The organism is Cognatishimia sp. MH4019 (assembly GCF_020177595.1).
Taxonomy (GTDB): Bacteria; Pseudomonadota; Alphaproteobacteria; order Rhodobacterales; family Rhodobacteraceae; genus JAHTBL01.
On the sequence record NZ_JAHTBL010000002.1, the window covers coordinates 227362 to 244668 of the forward strand.

Here is a 17307-nt window from a genome sequence, read left to right on the forward strand (position 1 = left end):
AAGAGACGTTAAGATCGCGTTAAAAGACGTGAAAACAGTCATGAACATTTGCTGAAACGGGCAGGCCGTCGCATGAGCACCAGAAGACCAGGCAAACCACCTTTGGTGGCAGAAAAGCGCTATAAACCAAAGCCCCCGGCGCAAAAGCGCAAGCGCAAGCCCGCGGCGAAGCCCCGGCGCAAAGCGTCCCGTATTCCTGGTTTGGGGCTTGTTACCAGCTTTTTGCGCTGGATTTGGCGCATCCTTTTTGGGCTGGGCTGGCGTCTGACCTTTGTGGTCGCCCTTCTGGTCGGCAGCGGCGTGCTTTATTTCTATGCAACCTTGCCGGATGCAACCGAACTGGTGGATGGCCGCGCGCGCGGGTCGGTCACGATGCTGGACCGCAATGGCGAGGTTTACGCCTGGCGCGGGGATCAGTTCGGCGGAATGGTCACGGCCGATTCCGTTTCCAAGCACCTGAAGAATGCGGTTGTGGCGACCGAGGACAAGCGCTTCTACCGCCATTTAGGCGTGTCTCCGCGTGGTGTCGCCTCGGCCGTGCGCATAAACTTGCGCGAAGGGCGCGGTCCGCTGTCGGGGCATGGGGGGTCGACCATCACGCAGCAAACAGCCAAGCTGCTTTGCCTTGGTGAGCCTTATATCCCGACCGAGTGGGATAGCGAAGCGGCCTATGAGGCTGACTGTCGCCGCGGCACGCTTTGGCGCAAGATCAAAGAGGCCACCTTCGCGCTGGCGATGGAGGCCAAATATTCCAAAGACGAAATTCTCACGATCTATCTAAACCGCGCTTTCCTGGGCGCAGGATCGCGCGGATTCGAGGCCGCGAGCCAGCGCTACTTTGGCAAATCCGCCGCTGAGGTCGCCCCATCGGAAGCGGCGATGCTGGCCGGTCTTCTGATCGCGCCTTCGCGCTTTGCGCCCACGAACAGTCTTGAGCGCGCCCAGAACCGCGCCAATGTCATCGTCGGCTTGATGGAGGATCAGGGCTATCTGTCGGCCTCCGCCGCTGAGTTTGCCCGCCAGAACCCCGCGCAACTCTCCCAAGCAGCCTCTGCCCGTGCGGGGGGTTACTTCGCGGATTGGGTCATGCAAAGCGGGCCAGAGTTCTTCACCCGCAACACTACAGAAGACGTGATCATCCGCACGACGCTGGATCAACGCATCCAGACTGCCGCCGAAGAGGCGTTGAAGGAAGTGTTCGAGACGCAGGTGCGCGAAGGCTCCAAAGCGGAGGCCGCAATTGTCGTGATGTCCGCCGATGGTGCCGTGCGCGGCATGGTGGGCGGGCGTCAAACGAAGGTCTCGGGCGCGTTCAACCGGGCCACGCAAGCGCGGCGTCAGACGGGATCGGCCTTCAAGCCGTTCGTCTATGCCACCGCGCTTGAGTTGGGTTACAGCTTCAACGATCTGGTCGAGGACACGCCCCTGACCATGAACATTCCCGGCTCGGGGCCGTGGACGCCCAAGAACTACACCAATGATTTCAAAGGCACCGTCACCCTGACCCGCGCCTTGGCTGAATCGCTGAACATTCCCGCCGTGCGCGTGTCCGAAGGTGTAGGCCGCGATCTGGTAGAAAAGGTCGCCGCCGATTTCGGGATCAAAAGCGAGATTGCGGTTGGCCCCGCGATTGCCCTTGGCACATCAGAGGCCACGCTGGTCGAGATGACGGGCGCCTATGCAGGTATCCTCAATGGCGGCTCAAGTGTGACGCCTTACGGTCTGGTGTCCTTGCGTCTGCAAGGCGACAACAGCGATCTGATGGACAATCCCGGCGGCATTGGCGAACGCGTGATCCGCGAGGATGCCGCGCGCCAGCTCACCTACATGATGAGCAAGGTTATCACTGAAGGCACGGGCCGCCGCGCGGCCTTGTCGGGCCGCGAAGCTGCGGGTAAATCCGGCACCACCCAAGCCGCGCGCGATGCGTGGTTTATTGGGTTCACGGCGGATTATGTGGTTGGGGTCTGGATGGGTTACGATGATAACACGCCCCTGACAGGCGTCACAGGCGGCGGTCTACCTGCCGAGATCTGGCGCCAAACGATGGAGCGGGTGCATCAGGGTGTTGCGCCGAAACCCCTGCCAATGATCCGCCCTGCGCAGCAAGCGGTGCGGCAGCCCTCGGTCCAAAATACCCGCGCGGGCCAGCCACGCAGACAGCAGCCTGCCTCCCTTGAGGAAGGCATTCTGAACATTCTGAATGGGTTGCTGGGCGGGAACCGTTAACCGGCGCTGCGCAGGTCCTGGATCAGCGCGTCTACGTTGCCACCACGGCGCTCGAGCATGGCACCGATTTCGACCTTTTCAGTTTGAAACAGGTTCACGCCTTCGATCAGAAGGTTGACGAACTTGTCGCGCCCGGATCGGTCCGACACAAGGAAGGTCACATTGAACGGTGATTGTCCCGGCAGGTAGGCCAAGGTGCGCACTTCGATCAGACGAGACCGCTGACGGGTGTCTTTCACTTCGATGCGACCACCGGCGAATTCGCGGAACCGCTTCCCATATTTACGCGCCATATAGCCCGTGAAGGCTTGCGTGAATGCGCTGCGCTGTGCAGCGCTGGCAGACCGAGCCGGCGGGCCAAGCGCCGAGATCGCGATGGTCGGCACATCGCCATAGCGGGCAAAGATCGCTTCAAAATCGCGGATCATTGCGCCTTCAGATTTCCCCGAAGCAATCACCTTGTTGATATCGGTGACGGCGCGCTCGACCAGTGTCTTTGCGGCGGCTTCGCTAAGAGCCAGAGCAGGTGTTGCCAGTAGTCCTGCACCCAGTCCGGCCAGAACGATCCGGCGGGACGGTTTACTGAAGGGGGAGTGAGTCATAGGGATCCTCGAACGGGTCAAGATCGGTGCCGGTGGAATCGACACCCAGTTTGAAACGACGGTTTTGCAGATAGATCAGACGCGCCTGCGCATAGCTGTCGGCGCTGTCGTACAGAATGCTGTCGATCGTATCGGACAGAGTGTAGCGCGTGCCAAAACCCGACGCGACATTGGCAGCCGTCTGGGCCGTTGCACCGGGGCCTTCCAGCACCGTGCTGAGCGGGTTGGTGAATAGATCGACAACCTTACCAGCCGCATGGCGTTCGGTGACGGGACCTACGATAGGCAGTTCGCCATACACGCCTTCAGGCACACCCCAGACATAAAGCGTTTCGCCAAAGTCGGTGTCGCGATCCTCAAGGCCCATATCGGTGGCTGGATCAAGGAAACCGCCCAGACCGAAGATACCGTTCACGAGGAACCGGAAAGCGCTGTGGCCCGCGTTCTCGACCCGGCCCTGCAAAAGGGAGTTCACGACATCCGCAGGCTGGTTCAGCGTATTGGCGAAATTCGAAATCCCGTTGCGCGCACGCTCTGGCACGACCGTGCCATAGGCGTTCGAAGTCGGGCGCAGGACAATCCTGTCGATGCCGCGGTTCAGCTCATGTGTCTGCCGGTTGGTCTGCTCGTAAGGATCGTTGATCCCGTTCGGCTGACTGGGTGTGGAGCAGGCGGATACAAGCAGGACAGCCCCAAGGAGCGCGACCCGCGTAAGCGTAGATGTGGCAGCATTATACACGAATAGTCTCTTTCAAATGCAGGTGCAGAATTTCACATAGCGAATACTGCCGCAATCCCTACAGAATTTTTTTCACGGCCTCGTACGTGATGCAATTTTGTGACCGTTTCACGACACTCTCTTATGAAAGAGGGCTTTTCGAAGCCTTCTCAGAGCGGTAGCGTTTTCTGACACCAAATGAGGAGCTTAATTAATGAGCAGTTATGAAGCCAAGCTGGCCGAGATGGGCGTGATCTTGCCTGACGCAGCGGCGCCATTGGCAAACTATGTCCCCTTCGTCCAGGTGGGCGATCTTGTGCATGTGTCCGGGCAAATCTCCAATGGGCCGGACGGGTTTGTGACGGGCAAATTGGGCGCGGATATGTCGGTCGAAGATGGGGCAGCTGCGGCGCGGTCTTGTGCGATCAGCCTGTTGTCCCAGGTGAAAGCCGCTTGTGGCGGTGATCTGGACCGCCTTGTGCAGGTCGTGAAACTGGTGGGTTTCGTGAACTCGACACAGGACTTCACCGATCAGCCCAAAGTCATCAATGGCGCATCAGACTTCATCGCAGAGGCTTTGGGGGATGCGGGCCGTCATGCGCGCTCTGCCGTCTCGGCCGCCTCTTTGCCCTTCGGCGTCGCAGTCGAGATCGAAGGCATCTTCCAGATCAAAGGCTGATGCTGGACCCGCGCTTTTTTGCACGGCCGATCGCGCATCGGGGCTATCACGACCAGGCGCGCGGGCGAGTTGAAAACAGCCGCGCCGCCTTTGGCGCGGCCATCGCCCATGGCTACGGGATCGAGCTTGATCTGCAACTGAGTGCCGATGGCGAGGCTGTCGTTTTTCACGATTACGATCTGGCACGTCTGACCGACCTGCGCGGGCCTGTGCGCCAACGTCCGATGGACAATCTGCGCTCAATCAGGCTCAGCGGCTCTGACGATGTAATCGCCTCCCTGCCGGAGGTTCTGGCGCAAGTCGCAGGCCGCGTGCCGCTGTTGATCGAGCTCAAGGATCAGGACGGCGCGATGGGCGCAGATGTCGGCGCATTGGAAGCCGCCGTGGCCGATGCTCTGAAAGGCTACGATGGCCCCGCCGCGCTGATGTCGTTCAATCCGCATTCCGTGCGCACACTTGCGTCGCTTGCGCCTGACGTCCCACGCGGCCTTGTCACCTGCGCCTTTGAGGCAGAAGACTGGCCCACCTTACCCACCGAAACGCGCGCCCTTTTGAAAGACATCCCCGACTATGATCGTGTCGGGGCCTGCTTCATCAGCCACGATGCGCGCGATCTGGACGCCCCACGCGTCGCCACGCTAAAAGCAGACGGCGCGAAGGTTCTGTGCTGGACGATCCGCTCGCCCGAGGCAGAGGCAATCGCCCGGCGTATCGCCGACAATGTCACTTTCGAAGGCTATGTCGCTTGACGGCAGCCCCCGCGGCTCCAATTTGCGATCTATCCCAAGGAGATCGGCATGACCGCCCCCAACCCCGCTGAGCCCGCGCAACAGGTTGAGATCCGCGTGCTGTCCCGTCTGGATCAGATCGGGCAAAACAATTGGGATGCCTGTGCAGTGCAAGGCAAATGGCGACCAGAGGATCCCTTCACCACTTATCGCTTCCTGAAAGCGCTGGAGGACAGCGGATCGGTCGGCGCAGGCACCGGCTGGGACCCAAATTATCTGCAAGCCACGATGGCCGGGCAGACCATCGGCGTGGCTCCGCTTTATGCAAAGAACCATTCTCAAGGCGAATACATCTTCGATCACAACTGGGCCCATGCCTACGAGCGCGCTGGCGGGCAGTATTACCCAAAACTTCAGATCGCCGTGCCGCATACGCCCGCAACCGGGCGGCGCTTGCTGACCCGCCCTGGCTTCGAGGCCGCAGGGCAATCCGCGCTTGCGCAGGGGGCTGTACAACTGGCCGCCAATAACGAGGTGTCGTCGCTCCACATCACGTTCTGCACCGCGGACGAGGCACGGGCCGGCACCGAGATGGGCCTGATGCGCCGCGCGAGCCAGCAGTTTCATTGGTTCAACGACGGCTATGCTGACTTCGACGGCTTCCTCGCCGCTCTCAGCTCCCGCAAGCGCAAGAACATCCGCAAGGAACGTGCCCGTGCGCAGGACTTCGGTGGACGCATCATCGCGCTTACGGGTGATCAGATCGAACCGCACCACTGGGACGCTTTCTGGGTCTTCTACCAGGACACCGGCGCGCGCAAATGGGGCACGCCCTATCTGACCCGCGCCTTCTTTGATCGCGCACAAGAGACCCTGCGCGACGATATGCTGTTGGTGCTTGCCGAAAAGGATGGGCGCTATGTGGCCGGTGCGCTCAACTTCATTGGTGAGGATGTGCTTTACGGTCGCTACTGGGGCTGCACCGAAGACCACCCCTGCCTGCATTTTGAGCTGTGCTACTATCAGGCCATCGACTTTGCGATCACCCATGGGCTGTCCCGTGTCGAGGCCGGTGCCCAAGGTGCTCACAAACTCGCCCGCGGCTACATGCCGGTGACGACCCACTCGCTGCACTGGTTCGGTGATCCAGGTTTTTCAGACGCCATAGCCCGCTATCTGGAGGCCGAAAAAAACGCCGTCGACGAGGAAATCGAGATCATGACCGATTACGGCCCCTTCAAAAAAGCCCATGTGGAGGAACAAGAATGACCGACAAGCTCACCGCCGAAGAGGCATCGACCGAACTGCCCATGCTTGAAACCGCAGGCTGGGAACAGGACGGCGATGCGATCAAGAAGACCTATCAATTCAAGAATTTCGTAGAGGCCTTTGGCTTTATGACCCGCGCCGCCCTCTGGGCCGAAAAAATGGACCACCACCCCGAATGGTTCAACGTCTACAAAACCGTAGATGTGCGCCTAACCACCCATGACGCAGATGGCCTGTCGATGCTGGACGTCAAACTTGCAAAGAAGATGGACGCGCTGGCGGGCGACTGACGCCTCGCTTCTTTTGTCTCTAAATACCGCGGGGGGTCTGGGGGGCTGGCCCCCAAGCACCGCGATGCGCCGCAAGGCGCAGCGCAAACCCCTTAAAGCGCTTCCAGCAAAGCTTCGCCTGCCGAAACCTCACACTCACCCGGACTGGCTTCCTCGTTCAGCACCTTCACGACGCCATCGTCCACCAGCATCGCATAGCGCTTGGACCGCGCCACCAGACCCGCAGGCGGCGCATCAAAATCCATCCCCAGCGCCTTGGTAAACGCGCTTTCCGCGTCGCCCAGCATCGTGATGCCTGCCTCGGCAGCCCCCGTATCGGCACCCCAGGCTTTCATGACGAACGGATCATTCACCGACACGCAAATGATCTCGTCCACACCTTTGGCGTCAAACCCGTCCTTGGTGCGGATAAAGCTTGGTACATGGGCCGAATGGCAGGTGGGCGTATACGCCCCCGGCACCGCAAAGATCACAACTTTGCGGCCTTTCACCTTCTCGGCCATCGACACGGCCTCCGGCCCATCCGCGCCCAGTTGAACCAAAGTTGCATCGGGCAGCGTGTCGCCTACGGAAATCGTCATGTCATGTCCCCTCGGGAATTGCATTGTATCGAGACCCACATATAGGGTCCGCCCCACAGGCTGACCAGTTACAAGGAGCGTTTTGCCATGACCCATATCGCCGTAATCGGGGCTGGACAGGCGGGATCGTCGCTTGTGGCCAAGCTGCGCAGCGAAGGGTTTGACGGCGATATCACTCTGATCGGGGCCGAGCCTGTGCCGCCCTATCAACGCCCGCCGCTCTCCAAGAAATACCTGCTGGGCGAGATGACGCTCGAACGCCTCTTTCTGCGCCCCGAACAATTCTACGCCGACCAGAATATCACCCTGCGGCTTGGCACGCCTGTTTCCGATATCGACGCGCGCGCAAAGACAATCACCCTTGGCGATGAGGTAATCGCTTACGACCAGCTCGCCTTTACCACAGGCTCGCACCCCAACCGCCTACCTGCCAAAATCGGCGGCACTCTGAACGGCGTCCACGTGGTTCGCGATCTGGCCGATGTCGACGGCATGACAGCTGCGTTCGAGACGGGCGGTCACGTTCTGATCGTCGGCGGCGGCTATATCGGGCTGGAAGCCGCAGCGGTCGCCGCCAAGAAAGGCTTGCAGGTCACTGTGGTCGAGATGGCCGACCGTATTCTGCAACGCGTCGCCTGCCCGGAAACCTCAGACTATTTCCGCGCTTTGCACGAACGCCACGGCGTGAAGATCATCGAAGGCACCGGCCTCGATCATCTGATTGGCGAGGGTCACGTCGCCGGCGCAAAACTTACAGACGGCCAACAGATCGACGTCGATTTCGTCGTCGTCGGCGTCGGTATTACTCCTGCAACAGAGCTTGCCAAAAAGGCAGGCGTCACCGTTGAAAACGGTATCCGCGTCGATGCCCAAGGCCGCACCTCCGACCCTGCGATCTGGGCCGCTGGCGATTGCGCCGCCTTCCCGTATCGCGACCAGATCCTGCGCCTCGAGTCCGTGCAAAACGCCATCGACCAAGCCGAAGCGGTCGCGTGTAACATGCTCGGCGCCAACTCAGACTACATCCCGAAGCCTTGGTTCTGGTCTGACCAATACGATGTCAAACTGCAAATCGCGGGCCTCAACCTCGGCTATGACCGCGTCGTCACGCGCCAGACCGATGACGCGGTCTCACATTGGTATTACGCGGGCGACACTCTGCTGGCTGTCGATGCTATGAATGACCCACGCAACTACATGATCGGCAAACGCCTGATCGAGGCAGGCAAGTCCCCCGCGCCCGACGTCATCGCCAACCCGGACACCGACATGAAAGCCCTCCTGCGCGCATGAGGATCATCGGCGGACGCTTCAAAGGCCGTGTTCTTGCCTCTGTCGGCAAAGGCGACGCAGGCGCGCATCTGCGCCCCACCACCGACCGCATCCGCGAGAGCCTCTTCAACGTCCTGCAAGGCGGCGCACTTGGCGATCCGATCAGCGACGCGCATGTGCTGGACCTTTTCGCAGGAACCGGCGCGCTCGGCCTTGAAGCGTTCTCGCGCGGCGCAAACCATATCACCTTCGTCGATGACGGCCGCAAAGCCCAAAGCCTCATCACCGAGAACATTCGCCTGACCGATAGCAAAACACACACAACACTCCTGCGCCGCGACGCCACCCGCCTGCTCGCCAACACCGGCCCTCAGGCCACGCTGGTATTCCTCGATCCGCCCTACGGCACGGGCCTTGGCCTCAAAGCGCTCACCGTCGCCCAACAAAACAACTGGCTCGCCAGCGGCGCATTGATCGTGTTCGAAGACAACGCCCCAGCCCCGCCACTCGCCAATTTGGACCGACTCGACGAAAGGCGCTATGGTGACACCCACATCACCTTTCTGGAGGTCCCATGACCACCACCGACGCCTACATCCCCCAAGACACAAGGCGCACCGCGCCTGCCCCGAAACGCATGGCACCACCGGTCTTCATCGGCGATATCCTGACCCACCACAACGGCCTGCCGACCCTGCTCCTGCAATGGTGGGCCGCCCAGGATGCCAAAGAAAAAGACGGCCAGAACTGACCGTCTTTTCATCTTTGTAAAAATACTCCGGGGTGCGGGGCGGAGCCCCGCCCGGTCGACCCGCGCAAGCGGGGCGAAACCTTACTCCGCCGTTCCGCGCGTCACCTGAACAGCCGCCCGCGCATCGTCGATCAGCGCAGCCCCGTCCAGACCTTTCGCAGTCACTTCTTCGATCCACTCGGCGATCACGTCTTCGCCCATAGCGGCGATCTCTGCCGTAACCTCAGGGCTCAGCTCAGCGATCTCATTGCCGTCATCCGCCATCGCCTGACGCCCCTCGGCATCGCCTGTGTCATGAGCCGCGCCAGCCATGGCCGCAGCGGCAAAACCGGAATTGGCGTCAATCACGGCCTTCAGATCATCGGGCAGGCTTTCATACTTCGCCTTGTTCATCGCCCAGATGAAATAAAGGTTATAGAGCGACTTCTCACCGGCCACATCCGTGTGGCTATCCGTCAGCTCGTTCAGCTTCAAAGACGGCGACATTTCCCATGTGATCACACCGCCATCCAGAACACCCTTGGACAAGGCTTCCGGGAAGGCCGGCACAGCCATGCCAATCGGCGTCGCACCCAGCTTCTTCAAAAGCAACGTCGCCGGACGCGAAGGGCCGCGCAGTTTCAGGCCTTTGAAATCCTCGACCGACGCAACCGGCGCGCCTTTCTTATGCACGATTCCGGGGCCATGCATATGGGCTGCAATCACGTGCACATCGCGAAAATCATCCATCAGGTGCTTTTGTGTGAAAATCCAAGCGGCTTTTGAGGCTTCCTCGCCGGATTTGGTCACCATGAAGGGCATCTCCATGGCTTCGGCTTCGGGGAAACGACCGGGCTGATAGCCAGGGATCACCCAACCGCCGTCAATCGCACCGTCACGGATCAGGTCATATTGCGCGGGGGCTTTGCCGCCCAGCTGCATGAAGGGATAGAGCTCAACCTTAATGCGGCCATTGCTATCGGCTTCGATTTTATCGGCCCAAGGCTGCATGAAATAGGTCGGGTTGGCCGATTTCGGCGACACGAAATGCTGGAAGCGCAAGGTCACTTCCTGCGCCATCACAGAAGTTGCTGTCATGCCGAGGGCGGCGATCAGGGCTGCGGATTTGAAGATCATGTTCATCGCGCGAGCCTCCTTTTCATAAGGTCAAAGCGATGTCGCATCAGGTGCGACGGGGTGTAGGTAGCGGCTCGAGCGGCTAGTTGCAAACCATTCTCAACTTGGAATCTCTGATACTGACGCGAAAGAAACGGTCAAGGCGCTTAATTCGCAAGCGATTTCCCGTATGCGGGGGAAAACGTCGCAATTATTCCCCGTAGGTCGGGTGGAATTTACCAGAGGGCGACTGTGTGAAAATCTCAACGCCGTCCGCGGTGACACCGACAGAATGCTCAAACTGCGCCGACAGCGATTTGTCGCGAGTCACAGCTGTCCAGTCATCGGCCAGCACCTTGGTTTCCGGACGGCCCAGATTGACCATCGGCTCGATGGTAAAGAACATGCCTTCTTCCAGGATCGGCCCCGTACCTGCGCGCCCGTAATGCAGCACATTGGGCGGGGCGTGGAACACACGGCCCAAGCCATGACCGCAGAAATCGCGGACCACGGACATGCGGTGCGCCTCCACATAGGTCTGGATCGCGTGGCCGATATCGCCAAAGGTGTTGCCGGGCTTCACAGCCTCGATCCCTTTGAAGAGCGCGTCATGGGTGACCTGAATCAAGCGCTCGGATTTCCGCGACAGCTTGCCCGCCACATACATCCGGCTGGTATCACCAAACCAACCGTCCACGATAACCGTGACATCGATATTCAGGATATCGCCGTCTTTCAGCTTCTTCTCACTTGGAATGCCGTGACACACAACATGGTTCATGCTGATGCAGGACGCGTGCTGATAGCCCTTATAGCCAATTGTGGCTGACCGAGCGCCCGCGTCATCCACCATCTGGGTAATGATGCGGTCAATCTCGCCGGTGGTCTGACCGACGAACACATGCGGTGCGATGTCATCAAGAATGGTCGCCGCCAGCTTGCCCGCTGCCTGCATCCCCGCGTAATCCGCGTCTTGGTAAATTCGAATACCGTCTTTGGTAAGGCGGCCTTTGCGTTCGTCCATGATCCGTGACCGAAATACTGTCTGTTGAGCGTTACATAGGCGAGACAGCAAAAACTTGCCAGTGGGGTGTCACGATGGTGTGACAACGGGCAGCGGGCGGGCGAATTGAACCCCATCGGTCGAGATCGTGGTGTCATAGCAAATCATCTCGACCCCGGCGGTATGGGCCTTGGCAAAGGCCTGCGCATATTTCGGGTCCAGATCAGGGGCCATCTTCAGGCGTCCGCAATCCGTGCGCTGCACGAGATAGAGCATGATGGCACGGTGGCCCGCTGCGACCATCTCGGACAATTCCGCCAGATGTTTCGCCCCGCGTGCTGTGACGCTGTCGGGAAACTCCGCCCAATCATTCTCGCGCAGCAGGTGGACGTTTTTCACCTCGACATAGGCGTCAGGCAGTCCGTCTTGGGTCAGCAGAAAGTCAACGCGGCTGTTGGTGCCATATTTTACCTCAGGCCGAACGGTCTTGTAGGCGGCAACCTCGGCCACCTGCCCCGCCTCCAGCGCCTCTTTCACCACACGGTTCGGGACGGAAGTATCAATCCCCGCCCAATGGCCATTCTCGAACTCGACCAGCCGCCAGCCGTATTTCAGCTTTTTCTTCGGGTCGTCATTCGGTTCCAGCCACACTTTCAGCCCTTCGTCCTTTAGACCCAGCATCGCGCCGGGGTTAGGGCAATGGGCTTTGACGACCTCGCCACTGTCCAAACGGATATCGGACAGGAAGCGGTTGTAGCGACGGATCAGGCGACCGGGGACAAGAGGGGTTTGAAAGCGCATGGCCCAGACCTATAGAGTTTGCAGGCAAGAGCAAGGGAGACGCAGATGAGCAATCCAACAGCCGCGATGCTGGTGATCGGGGATGAAATCCTGTCCGGGCGTACGAAGGATTCGAACACCAATTACCTTGCCTGTGAATTGACCAAAGCGGGCATCGATCTGAAGGAAGCGCGCGTTGTGTCCGATGACCACGCGGCGATTGTGGGCGCGGTGCGCGCCTTGTCTGAGGCCTATGAGACCGTCTTCACATCGGGTGGCATCGGGCCAACCCATGACGATATTACCGCCGACTGCATTGCGGAGGCTTTTGGCGCGTCCATCGACGTGCGCGACGATGCGCGGGCGCTGCTAGCGGCGCATTACGAACGCACGGGCGGAGAGCTGAACGAAGCCCGCCTGCGCATGGCGCGCATTCCCGAGGGAGCGGAGTTGATCGAGAACCCGGTCTCCACCGCGCCCGGCTTCAAGCTGGGCAATGTGCATGTGATGGCGGGCGTGCCTTCGGTTTTCCATGCGATGGTGGCCAGCGTTTTGCCGACGCTGACAGGCGGTCAGCCGTTGCTTTCCCAGACCCTGCGGATTGATCGCGGCGAAGGCGATATCGCGGGGCCGCTCGCGAAACTGGCAGAGGCCTATCCGGACCTCTCCATCGGCTCTTATCCGTTCCAACAAAATGGCGCATTTGGGTCCAATGTCGTTGTGCGCGGCTCGGACGGCGCGCGGGTGGATGCAGCGATGGCTGAGCTTGCAAAGGCGTTCCCCGCGTGACGCCAGACCTGCCAAGACTGTTGGACGTGCTTGAGGCGACGTGGCCGCCCGCGTCCACGCGGCAGATTGGCGGCTGGACGATCCGCGACGGGGCGGGGGGTGGCAAGCGGGTTTCGGCAGCGACCGGATCGGGTGATATCACCGTAGCCGAGGCCGCGATGGAGAGGCCTTTGTTCCAGATGCGCGGCGATCAGCCGGAAGACGCTGCGTTGGAAGCATGCGGCTATGTCCGGATTGACCCCACACTCCTCTACGTCGCACCTGTCGAAATTCTGGCCACGGATCTACCCCCGCGCGTCACCACCTTTGAGGTTTGGGAACCCCTGCAAATCATGCGCGAGATTTGGGCACAGGGCGGTATCGGCGCCGCCCGCGTCGCGGTGATGGAGCGTGTGAAAGGTCCGAAAACCGGCCTGTTCGGGCGGATCGACAACAAGCCCGCCGGTGCAGGCTTCGTCGCCATCCACGACGGCATCGCCATGGTGCACGCGCTTGAAGTTCTGGACGAACATCGCCGCAAAGGCCTTGGCGTCTACATGATGCGGCAAGCGGCGTTCTGGGCGCAGCGCAATGGCGCCACGCATCTTGCGCTCGCCGTGACCGAGACCAACCAAGCCGCCAATGCGCTTTATGCAGGGCTTGGACTGACCCGTGTGGGCGGCTATCACTACCGTATCAAACAGCACGAGGCGTCCTCATGAGCAAAGACCAACCCACCGCCTTGGACCTGCCCATAGTCGATCCGCTGCCCGAGCAGACGCAGAAGTATTTCGACATCTGCATGGACAAGCTCGGCATGATCCCGAATGTGCTGCAAGCCTATGCCTTTGATATTGAAAAATTAAACGCGTTCACCGCGCTCTATAACGACTTGATGCTTGCCGATAGCGGGCTGAGCAAACTGGAGCGCGAGATGATTGCAGTCGCCGTGTCTTCGGAAAACAAATGCTATTATTGCCTGACCGCCCATGGCGCTGCGGTGCGCGAACTGTCGGGCGATCCGATGCTGGGCGAGATGTTGGTGATGAACTACCGCGCCGCGCCTTTGGATGCGCGCCAACGCACGATGCTGGATTTCGCCGTCAAGATGACCCGCGCCAGTGCCGAGATCGAGGAGGCCGACCGCGAGGCGCTACGCAATGTCGGGTTCTCCGAGCGGGATATCTGGGACATCGCCGGGGTTGCAGGGTTCTTCAACATGACCAACCGGATCGCATCGGCCACCGATATGCGGCCCAATGACGAGTATCACGCACAGCACCGATGATCCGGGCCGCCCTTCTCTGCGCGCTTTGCAGCGCCGGGGCCGCGGAGGCTGCCCAGCTGGCTTTGCCATCAAACGCGGTTTTGGCTGCGGAAATCCAAAGCGGCGTGGACAGCTACGCACTGCCCGTCGGTCCTTGGGAAGCCGGAGAAATACCCACCCGTCTTTTTGAAGGCCCGGTGCAGCAACAAGCCTGGCGGATCGGCGCGACAGGGCTGACCACGCTGCAACTTCTGCGGCCCCTGCGCGATCAGCTGGAGCCGCAGGGCTATGAGGTGATCTTTGACTGCGAGACGGAGGCCTGCGGGGGCTTCGATTTCCGGTTCGAAACGCCCGTGATCGCAGAGCCGGACATGCATGTGGACTTGGGCGATTTCCGGTTCCTGTCACTGGTGAAAGGCGAGGAGGCGATCTCGCTGCTGGTGAGCCGGTCGGCGGTGGCGGGCTATATCCAGATCACCCGCGTGGGCGGTGAGGCAGAGACACCGCTGGTGGAAACCGACGCTGCTCCCGTGCGCGCGCCCAGCCCGGAACCTTTGGTCGGGAGCTTGGCAGAAACGCTTTTGGCGCAAGGCCGCGTGGTCTTGCGCGATCTCGATTTCGAAATCGGATCAACTCAGTTGAGCAATGGCGACTACGCCTCTTTGCAAGCGCTCGCTGATCTGATGGCGGCCGAACCGGACCTGACGATCGCGCTGGTCGGGCATACGGATAGCACCGGCGGTTTGGATGTGAATATCGACATCTCGCGTCAGCGCGCAACGGCGGTGCTGGAGCGGCTGGCAAGCACCTTTGGCGTTCCGCGCACCCGGATGGAGGCCGAAGGGATGGGCTATCTGGCACCCATCGCTTCAAATTTGAGTGAGGCAGGCCGCGAAGAGAACCGCCGGGTCGAGGCAATCATCACCTCTACGCGTTAAAGAAAAAAGCGCGGCCCGTTGAGAGCCGCGCAAGTGGGTCAGCACCTTGGGAATGCTTCGGAAAAACTGTGTCGCCTACCAAGCGTCGGGGCCTTTATCGGCGAAGGAATGCACCAGAAAGTCGATGAAAGCGCGGACCTTGGGCTGGGTGAACCGGCCCGGCGGGTAAACGGCGTAGATGCCTTGGGTTTCTTGCGGCAGATCGGGGATCGCCTCTTCGATCAGACCCTGTTCCATCGCTTCGGCATAAAGAAAGCTGGGCAGATAGGCGATGCCAAGGCCCGAAATGGCGGCGTTCAATAAGGATTGCCCGTCATTCACCGTTAGCCAGCCAGCCGTGCGGACCTGACGCTTTTCGCCAGACGGCGCCGTCAGCTTCCAGACATTGCCGCTGGATTGGTTGGAGTAATGCAGCAGCTTATGCTCGTTCAGATCGTCTATCTTTTCGGGGCGACCGTATTGTTGGAAGTATTCGGGGGAGGCGACCATGCGCTTCGTCGTTTCGGTCAGCTTGCGGGCGCGCAGGGTGCTGTCTTCAAGTTCGCCAATGCGCACGGCCATGTCGAAGCCTTCGGAAATCAGTTCAACATAGCGGTTGTTGAGAACCATGTTCACCGTGATATCTGGGAATTCGCTGAGGAAATCACCCAGCACCGGAGAAAGGTGATTGACCCCGAAATCTGTCGCGACCGAGATGCGCAGAAGCCCGGACGGCGCAGATTGCATTGACGTGACAAGGGCATCCGCCTCGCCTGCATCGTTCAGAACCCGGCGGGCGCGATCATAATAGGCCAGACCGATTTCGGTCGGGCTGACGCGCCGTGTGGTCCGGTTCAGCAAGCGTGCACCCAAACGCGCTTCCAGAGAGGAGACGTGTTTGGAGACAGCGGATTTCGAAATCCCCATCTTCTTGGCCGCGTCTGTAAAACCGCCCTGATCCACAACAGTGGCAAAGGCTTCCATCTCTGTCAGTCGGTCCATAACCGCACCCTCAATACTTTTCGTTGACAGCGGGTATGGCGGCGAAATCAGACAGGATTGGGGCAGATGGGGGACAATATCACGGTAATACAGTGATCGTTAACGTAAGGGAAACGACTTTAAGTCGAGCGATAGAAGCGCAATACACGCTTAAGCGGATACTCGCCTAGCCCATCGTCTCAAGGCAATGCCGCCGAAACGCACGTTTAAGCATGTCCAGTTCGGCGCGCAGCAAGGCTGTTTCCGTGCGAATATCCTCGGATAGAGGCTCCCCCGCGATCAGCGCAAAGCTTGTCAGCGTCTCGCCCGAGCCCTTTTCGATCACGACGATTGTATGCACCCCGTCCGAGATCGCCTCGATCGGGACGGGGATCTGCACGTTCCACGCGTTGCCCGCCGGGTCTTCCTTGATGCTGATCCCCATGATCGGTTGGTCAAGATGCAGCGCAACCAGATCGGGCTGCAAATTTCCGGCACCGTCCCAAGTCATCACACCTTCCCAGATGCCTGCCTGCAGACGGGTCTTGGTGAGCGTAAGCGTGGCCATCTTTCAGCTCCTTTAAAGCTCGGCGCGGGGGCGGCGGCTAAACGTGACATCGCGCAGAATGATCTGGTTCATCTCCGGCCCTTCAAAGATCAGATCGACCCACATCCGCTCGACCCGCTTTTCATTCATCTTGGTGTAGGCAAGGTCAAATTCGACCATCACTTCCTCTTCATGCAGCGGCAATTCACGCACGATTTGTTCGGTGTTGGGTCCGTGCTTGACGTTGAGCCGCGCGAAAATCTCGAGCGGTTTTTCCATCTCGACAATGGTGTCCATGCGCACCAGATGGCGCTTCTTGAGGCCTTGGGCGGCCTCTTCCGGCAGATCGACAACCATCGACAGATAGCTGCCGTCAAAGCGGAACACATCCATGCGCATCCCGAAGGGCGCCAAATCACTGTCGCGGTGATTGCGCAATTGGCGCACGGTCAGTTCCGTCACTTTGCAATCATGAAAGATCGTGGCCTCTGGCCCGAACGAGGTCTTGTTCTCGACCGACGCATAGCCGGGGGTCATCAACGGCTCTCGCCACAGCTGAGGCCGCCACGACCAGTCCGAACCCGCAGGCCGCCGCATCGCCTTGGTGCCAATCAGTGGCAACGCCAGACGGCTTTCCGCGACTGCGATCAGCTCGTTCAGGCGCGCTTGCAGCTGTTTGGCACGGGATCTTTGACGACGAAGCGTTGACAAATCTGTCTGGCGCGCAGCCCGTGCGGCTTTGCTCCAGCGGTCCAGGACCCGTTGGTAGAATAATTTGTCAAACACGCCCATACTCGGCCCTATCGTCATTGCTGACTGGGAAAACACAT

General features: G+C 60.1%; 21 protein-coding genes. 12 read left to right on the forward strand and 9 right to left on the reverse strand.

The window, feature by feature from the left end; all coding sequences use genetic code 11:
• Window positions 1-72 precede the first annotated feature (72 nt).
• Window positions 73-2229 carry a transglycosylase domain-containing protein gene (locus KUW67_RS04335; RefSeq protein WP_224824053.1) on the forward strand — a complete coding sequence of 719 codons (2157 nt, stop codon included), beginning with the start codon at window positions 73-75 and terminating at the stop codon, window positions 2227-2229.
• On the opposite strand, the gene KUW67_RS04340 is transcribed toward KUW67_RS04335, so the two are convergent.
• Together KUW67_RS04340 and KUW67_RS04345 are read right to left on the reverse strand one after the other, a co-directional pair.
• Window positions 2226-2831, reverse strand: coding sequence for a phospholipid-binding protein MlaC (locus tag KUW67_RS04340; RefSeq protein WP_224824054.1), 606 nt, complete (start codon window positions 2829-2831; stop codon window positions 2226-2228). The genes KUW67_RS04335 and KUW67_RS04340 overlap by 4 nt on opposite strands.
• A complete protein-coding gene (locus KUW67_RS04345) occupies window positions 2809-3570 on the reverse strand; it encodes a VacJ family lipoprotein (protein WP_224824055.1) in 762 nt (253 codons plus the stop codon). The genes KUW67_RS04340 and KUW67_RS04345 overlap by 23 nt, the downstream gene beginning before the upstream one ends.
• A 193-nt stretch (window positions 3571-3763) precedes the next feature.
• Between KUW67_RS04345 and KUW67_RS04350 the strand changes: the two genes are divergently transcribed.
• Genes KUW67_RS04350 through KUW67_RS04365 form a run of 4 tightly spaced genes read left to right on the forward strand, consistent with a single transcriptional unit; the run spans window position 3764 to window position 6515 of the window.
• Window positions 3764-4228 carry a RidA family protein gene (locus KUW67_RS04350; RefSeq protein WP_224824056.1) on the forward strand — a complete coding sequence of 155 codons (465 nt, stop codon included), beginning with the start codon at window positions 3764-3766 and terminating at the stop codon, window positions 4226-4228.
• A complete protein-coding gene (locus KUW67_RS04355) occupies window positions 4228-4977 on the forward strand; it encodes a glycerophosphodiester phosphodiesterase family protein (protein WP_224824057.1) in 750 nt (249 codons plus the stop codon). The genes KUW67_RS04350 and KUW67_RS04355 overlap by 1 nt, the downstream gene beginning before the upstream one ends.
• A gap of 48 nt (window positions 4978-5025) precedes the next feature.
• Window positions 5026-6225 (forward strand): GNAT family N-acetyltransferase, encoded by a 1200-nt coding sequence (locus KUW67_RS04360; protein WP_224824058.1) that lies wholly within the window; start codon window positions 5026-5028, stop codon window positions 6223-6225.
• The gene (locus KUW67_RS04365) at window positions 6222-6515 is read left to right on the forward strand and encodes a 4a-hydroxytetrahydrobiopterin dehydratase (RefSeq protein WP_224824059.1); all 294 of its coding nucleotides are present in this window, start codon (window positions 6222-6224) and stop codon (window positions 6513-6515) included. The genes KUW67_RS04360 and KUW67_RS04365 overlap by 4 nt, the downstream gene beginning before the upstream one ends.
• 92 nt (window positions 6516-6607) lie before the next feature.
• On the opposite strand, the gene KUW67_RS04370 is transcribed toward KUW67_RS04365, so the two are convergent.
• The gene (locus KUW67_RS04370; RefSeq protein WP_224824060.1) at window positions 6608-7096 is read right to left on the reverse strand and encodes a peroxiredoxin; all 489 of its coding nucleotides are present in this window, start codon (window positions 7094-7096) and stop codon (window positions 6608-6610) included.
• A gap of 87 nt (window positions 7097-7183) precedes the next feature.
• On the opposite strand from KUW67_RS04370, the gene KUW67_RS04375 reads away from it, so the two are divergent.
• The 3 genes from KUW67_RS04375 to KUW67_RS04385 are packed head-to-tail and all read left to right on the forward strand — an operon-like array spanning window position 7184 to window position 9119.
• Window positions 7184-8389 (forward strand): NAD(P)/FAD-dependent oxidoreductase, encoded by a 1206-nt coding sequence (locus tag KUW67_RS04375; protein ID WP_224824061.1) that lies wholly within the window; start codon window positions 7184-7186, stop codon window positions 8387-8389.
• Entirely contained in the window at window positions 8386-8946 is a 561-nt protein-coding gene (rsmD, locus tag KUW67_RS04380) for a 16S rRNA (guanine(966)-N(2))-methyltransferase RsmD (RefSeq protein WP_224824062.1), read from the forward strand. The genes KUW67_RS04375 and rsmD overlap by 4 nt, the downstream gene beginning before the upstream one ends.
• Window positions 8943-9119: a hypothetical protein gene (locus tag KUW67_RS04385; protein WP_224824063.1), complete on the forward strand. Its 177-nt coding sequence runs from the start codon at window positions 8943-8945 to the stop codon at window positions 9117-9119. Before rsmD ends, KUW67_RS04385 begins: the two co-directional genes overlap by 4 nt.
• 81 nt (window positions 9120-9200) lie before the next feature.
• Here KUW67_RS04385 and KUW67_RS04390 read toward each other — a convergent pair whose 3' ends face one another.
• The 3 genes from KUW67_RS04390 to sfsA form a co-directional block, all read right to left on the reverse strand.
• Complete coding sequence (locus KUW67_RS04390; RefSeq protein WP_224824064.1) at window positions 9201-10241, reverse strand: TRAP transporter substrate-binding protein; 1041 nt, start codon at window positions 10239-10241, stop codon at window positions 9201-9203.
• A 184-nt stretch (window positions 10242-10425) separates the two neighbouring features.
• Window positions 10426-11238 (reverse strand): type I methionyl aminopeptidase, encoded by an 813-nt coding sequence (gene map, locus KUW67_RS04395; RefSeq protein ID WP_224824065.1) that lies wholly within the window; start codon window positions 11236-11238, stop codon window positions 10426-10428.
• A gap of 69 nt (window positions 11239-11307) precedes the next feature.
• A complete protein-coding gene (gene sfsA, locus KUW67_RS04400) occupies window positions 11308-12018 on the reverse strand; it encodes a DNA/RNA nuclease SfsA (protein WP_224824066.1) in 711 nt (236 codons plus the stop codon).
• A gap of 45 nt (window positions 12019-12063) precedes the next feature.
• Here sfsA and KUW67_RS04405 point away from each other — a divergent pair, with 45 nt between their 5' ends.
• The 4 genes from KUW67_RS04405 to KUW67_RS04420 are packed head-to-tail and all read left to right on the forward strand — an operon-like array spanning window position 12064 to window position 14970.
• Entirely contained in the window at window positions 12064-12786 is a 723-nt protein-coding gene (locus KUW67_RS04405; RefSeq protein WP_224824067.1) for a molybdopterin-binding protein, read from the forward strand.
• Window positions 12783-13487, forward strand: a complete 705-nt coding sequence (locus KUW67_RS04410; protein WP_224824068.1) for a GNAT family N-acetyltransferase — start codon at window positions 12783-12785, stop codon at window positions 13485-13487. Before KUW67_RS04405 ends, KUW67_RS04410 begins: the two co-directional genes overlap by 4 nt.
• The gene (locus tag KUW67_RS04415; RefSeq protein WP_224824069.1) at window positions 13484-14053 is read left to right on the forward strand and encodes a peroxidase-related enzyme; all 570 of its coding nucleotides are present in this window, start codon (window positions 13484-13486) and stop codon (window positions 14051-14053) included. Before KUW67_RS04410 ends, KUW67_RS04415 begins: the two co-directional genes overlap by 4 nt.
• Window positions 14050-14970: an OmpA family protein gene (locus tag KUW67_RS04420; RefSeq protein ID WP_224824070.1), complete on the forward strand. Its 921-nt coding sequence runs from the start codon at window positions 14050-14052 to the stop codon at window positions 14968-14970. The genes KUW67_RS04415 and KUW67_RS04420 overlap by 4 nt, the downstream gene beginning before the upstream one ends.
• A 75-nt stretch (window positions 14971-15045) precedes the next feature.
• Here KUW67_RS04420 and KUW67_RS04425 read toward each other — a convergent pair whose 3' ends face one another.
• The 3 genes from KUW67_RS04425 to KUW67_RS04435 all read right to left on the reverse strand — a co-directional run bounded on the left by KUW67_RS04425 (window position 15046) and on the right by KUW67_RS04435 (window position 17269).
• Entirely contained in the window at window positions 15046-15951 is a 906-nt protein-coding gene (locus KUW67_RS04425; protein ID WP_224824071.1) for a LysR family transcriptional regulator, read from the reverse strand.
• Between the two features lie 166 nt (window positions 15952-16117).
• On the reverse strand, window positions 16118-16498 hold the full coding sequence (locus KUW67_RS04430; protein WP_224824072.1) for a hypothetical protein: 381 nt from the start codon (window positions 16496-16498) through the stop codon (window positions 16118-16120).
• Between the two features lie 12 nt (window positions 16499-16510).
• Window positions 16511-17269 (reverse strand): DUF6478 family protein, encoded by a 759-nt coding sequence (locus KUW67_RS04435; protein ID WP_224824073.1) that lies wholly within the window; start codon window positions 17267-17269, stop codon window positions 16511-16513.
• Window positions 17270-17307: the final 38 nt, after the last annotated feature.

Coding starts and splice junctions, on each gene's coding strand:
- KUW67_RS04335 (WP_224824053.1), top strand. CDS start 73: ATGAGCACCAGAAGACCAGGCAAACCACCTTTGGTGGCAGAAAAGCGC.
- KUW67_RS04340 (WP_224824054.1), bottom strand. CDS start 2,831: ATGACTCACTCCCCCTTCAGTAAACCGTCCCGCCGGATCGTTCTGGCC.
- KUW67_RS04350 (WP_224824056.1), top strand. CDS start 3,764: ATGAGCAGTTATGAAGCCAAGCTGGCCGAGATGGGCGTGATCTTGCCT.
- KUW67_RS04355 (WP_224824057.1), top strand. CDS start 4,228: ATGCTGGACCCGCGCTTTTTTGCACGGCCGATCGCGCATCGGGGCTAT.
- KUW67_RS04360 (WP_224824058.1), top strand. CDS start 5,026: ATGACCGCCCCCAACCCCGCTGAGCCCGCGCAACAGGTTGAGATCCGC.
- KUW67_RS04365 (WP_224824059.1), top strand. CDS start 6,222: ATGACCGACAAGCTCACCGCCGAAGAGGCATCGACCGAACTGCCCATG.
- KUW67_RS04370 (WP_224824060.1), bottom strand. CDS start 7,096: ATGACGATTTCCGTAGGCGACACGCTGCCCGATGCAACTTTGGTTCAA.
- KUW67_RS04375 (WP_224824061.1), top strand. CDS start 7,184: ATGACCCATATCGCCGTAATCGGGGCTGGACAGGCGGGATCGTCGCTT.
- rsmD (WP_224824062.1), top strand. CDS start 8,386: ATGAGGATCATCGGCGGACGCTTCAAAGGCCGTGTTCTTGCCTCTGTC.
- KUW67_RS04385 (WP_224824063.1), top strand. CDS start 8,943: ATGACCACCACCGACGCCTACATCCCCCAAGACACAAGGCGCACCGCG.
- KUW67_RS04390 (WP_224824064.1), bottom strand. CDS start 10,241: ATGAACATGATCTTCAAATCCGCAGCCCTGATCGCCGCCCTCGGCATG.
- map (WP_224824065.1), bottom strand. CDS start 11,238: ATGGACGAACGCAAAGGCCGCCTTACCAAAGACGGTATTCGAATTTAC.
- sfsA (WP_224824066.1), bottom strand. CDS start 12,018: ATGCGCTTTCAAACCCCTCTTGTCCCCGGTCGCCTGATCCGTCGCTAC.
- KUW67_RS04405 (WP_224824067.1), top strand. CDS start 12,064: ATGAGCAATCCAACAGCCGCGATGCTGGTGATCGGGGATGAAATCCTG.
- KUW67_RS04415 (WP_224824069.1), top strand. CDS start 13,484: ATGAGCAAAGACCAACCCACCGCCTTGGACCTGCCCATAGTCGATCCG.
- KUW67_RS04420 (WP_224824070.1), top strand. CDS start 14,050: ATGATCCGGGCCGCCCTTCTCTGCGCGCTTTGCAGCGCCGGGGCCGCG.
- KUW67_RS04425 (WP_224824071.1), bottom strand. CDS start 15,951: ATGGACCGACTGACAGAGATGGAAGCCTTTGCCACTGTTGTGGATCAG.
- KUW67_RS04430 (WP_224824072.1), bottom strand. CDS start 16,498: ATGGCCACGCTTACGCTCACCAAGACCCGTCTGCAGGCAGGCATCTGG.
- KUW67_RS04435 (WP_224824073.1), bottom strand. CDS start 17,269: ATGGGCGTGTTTGACAAATTATTCTACCAACGGGTCCTGGACCGCTGG.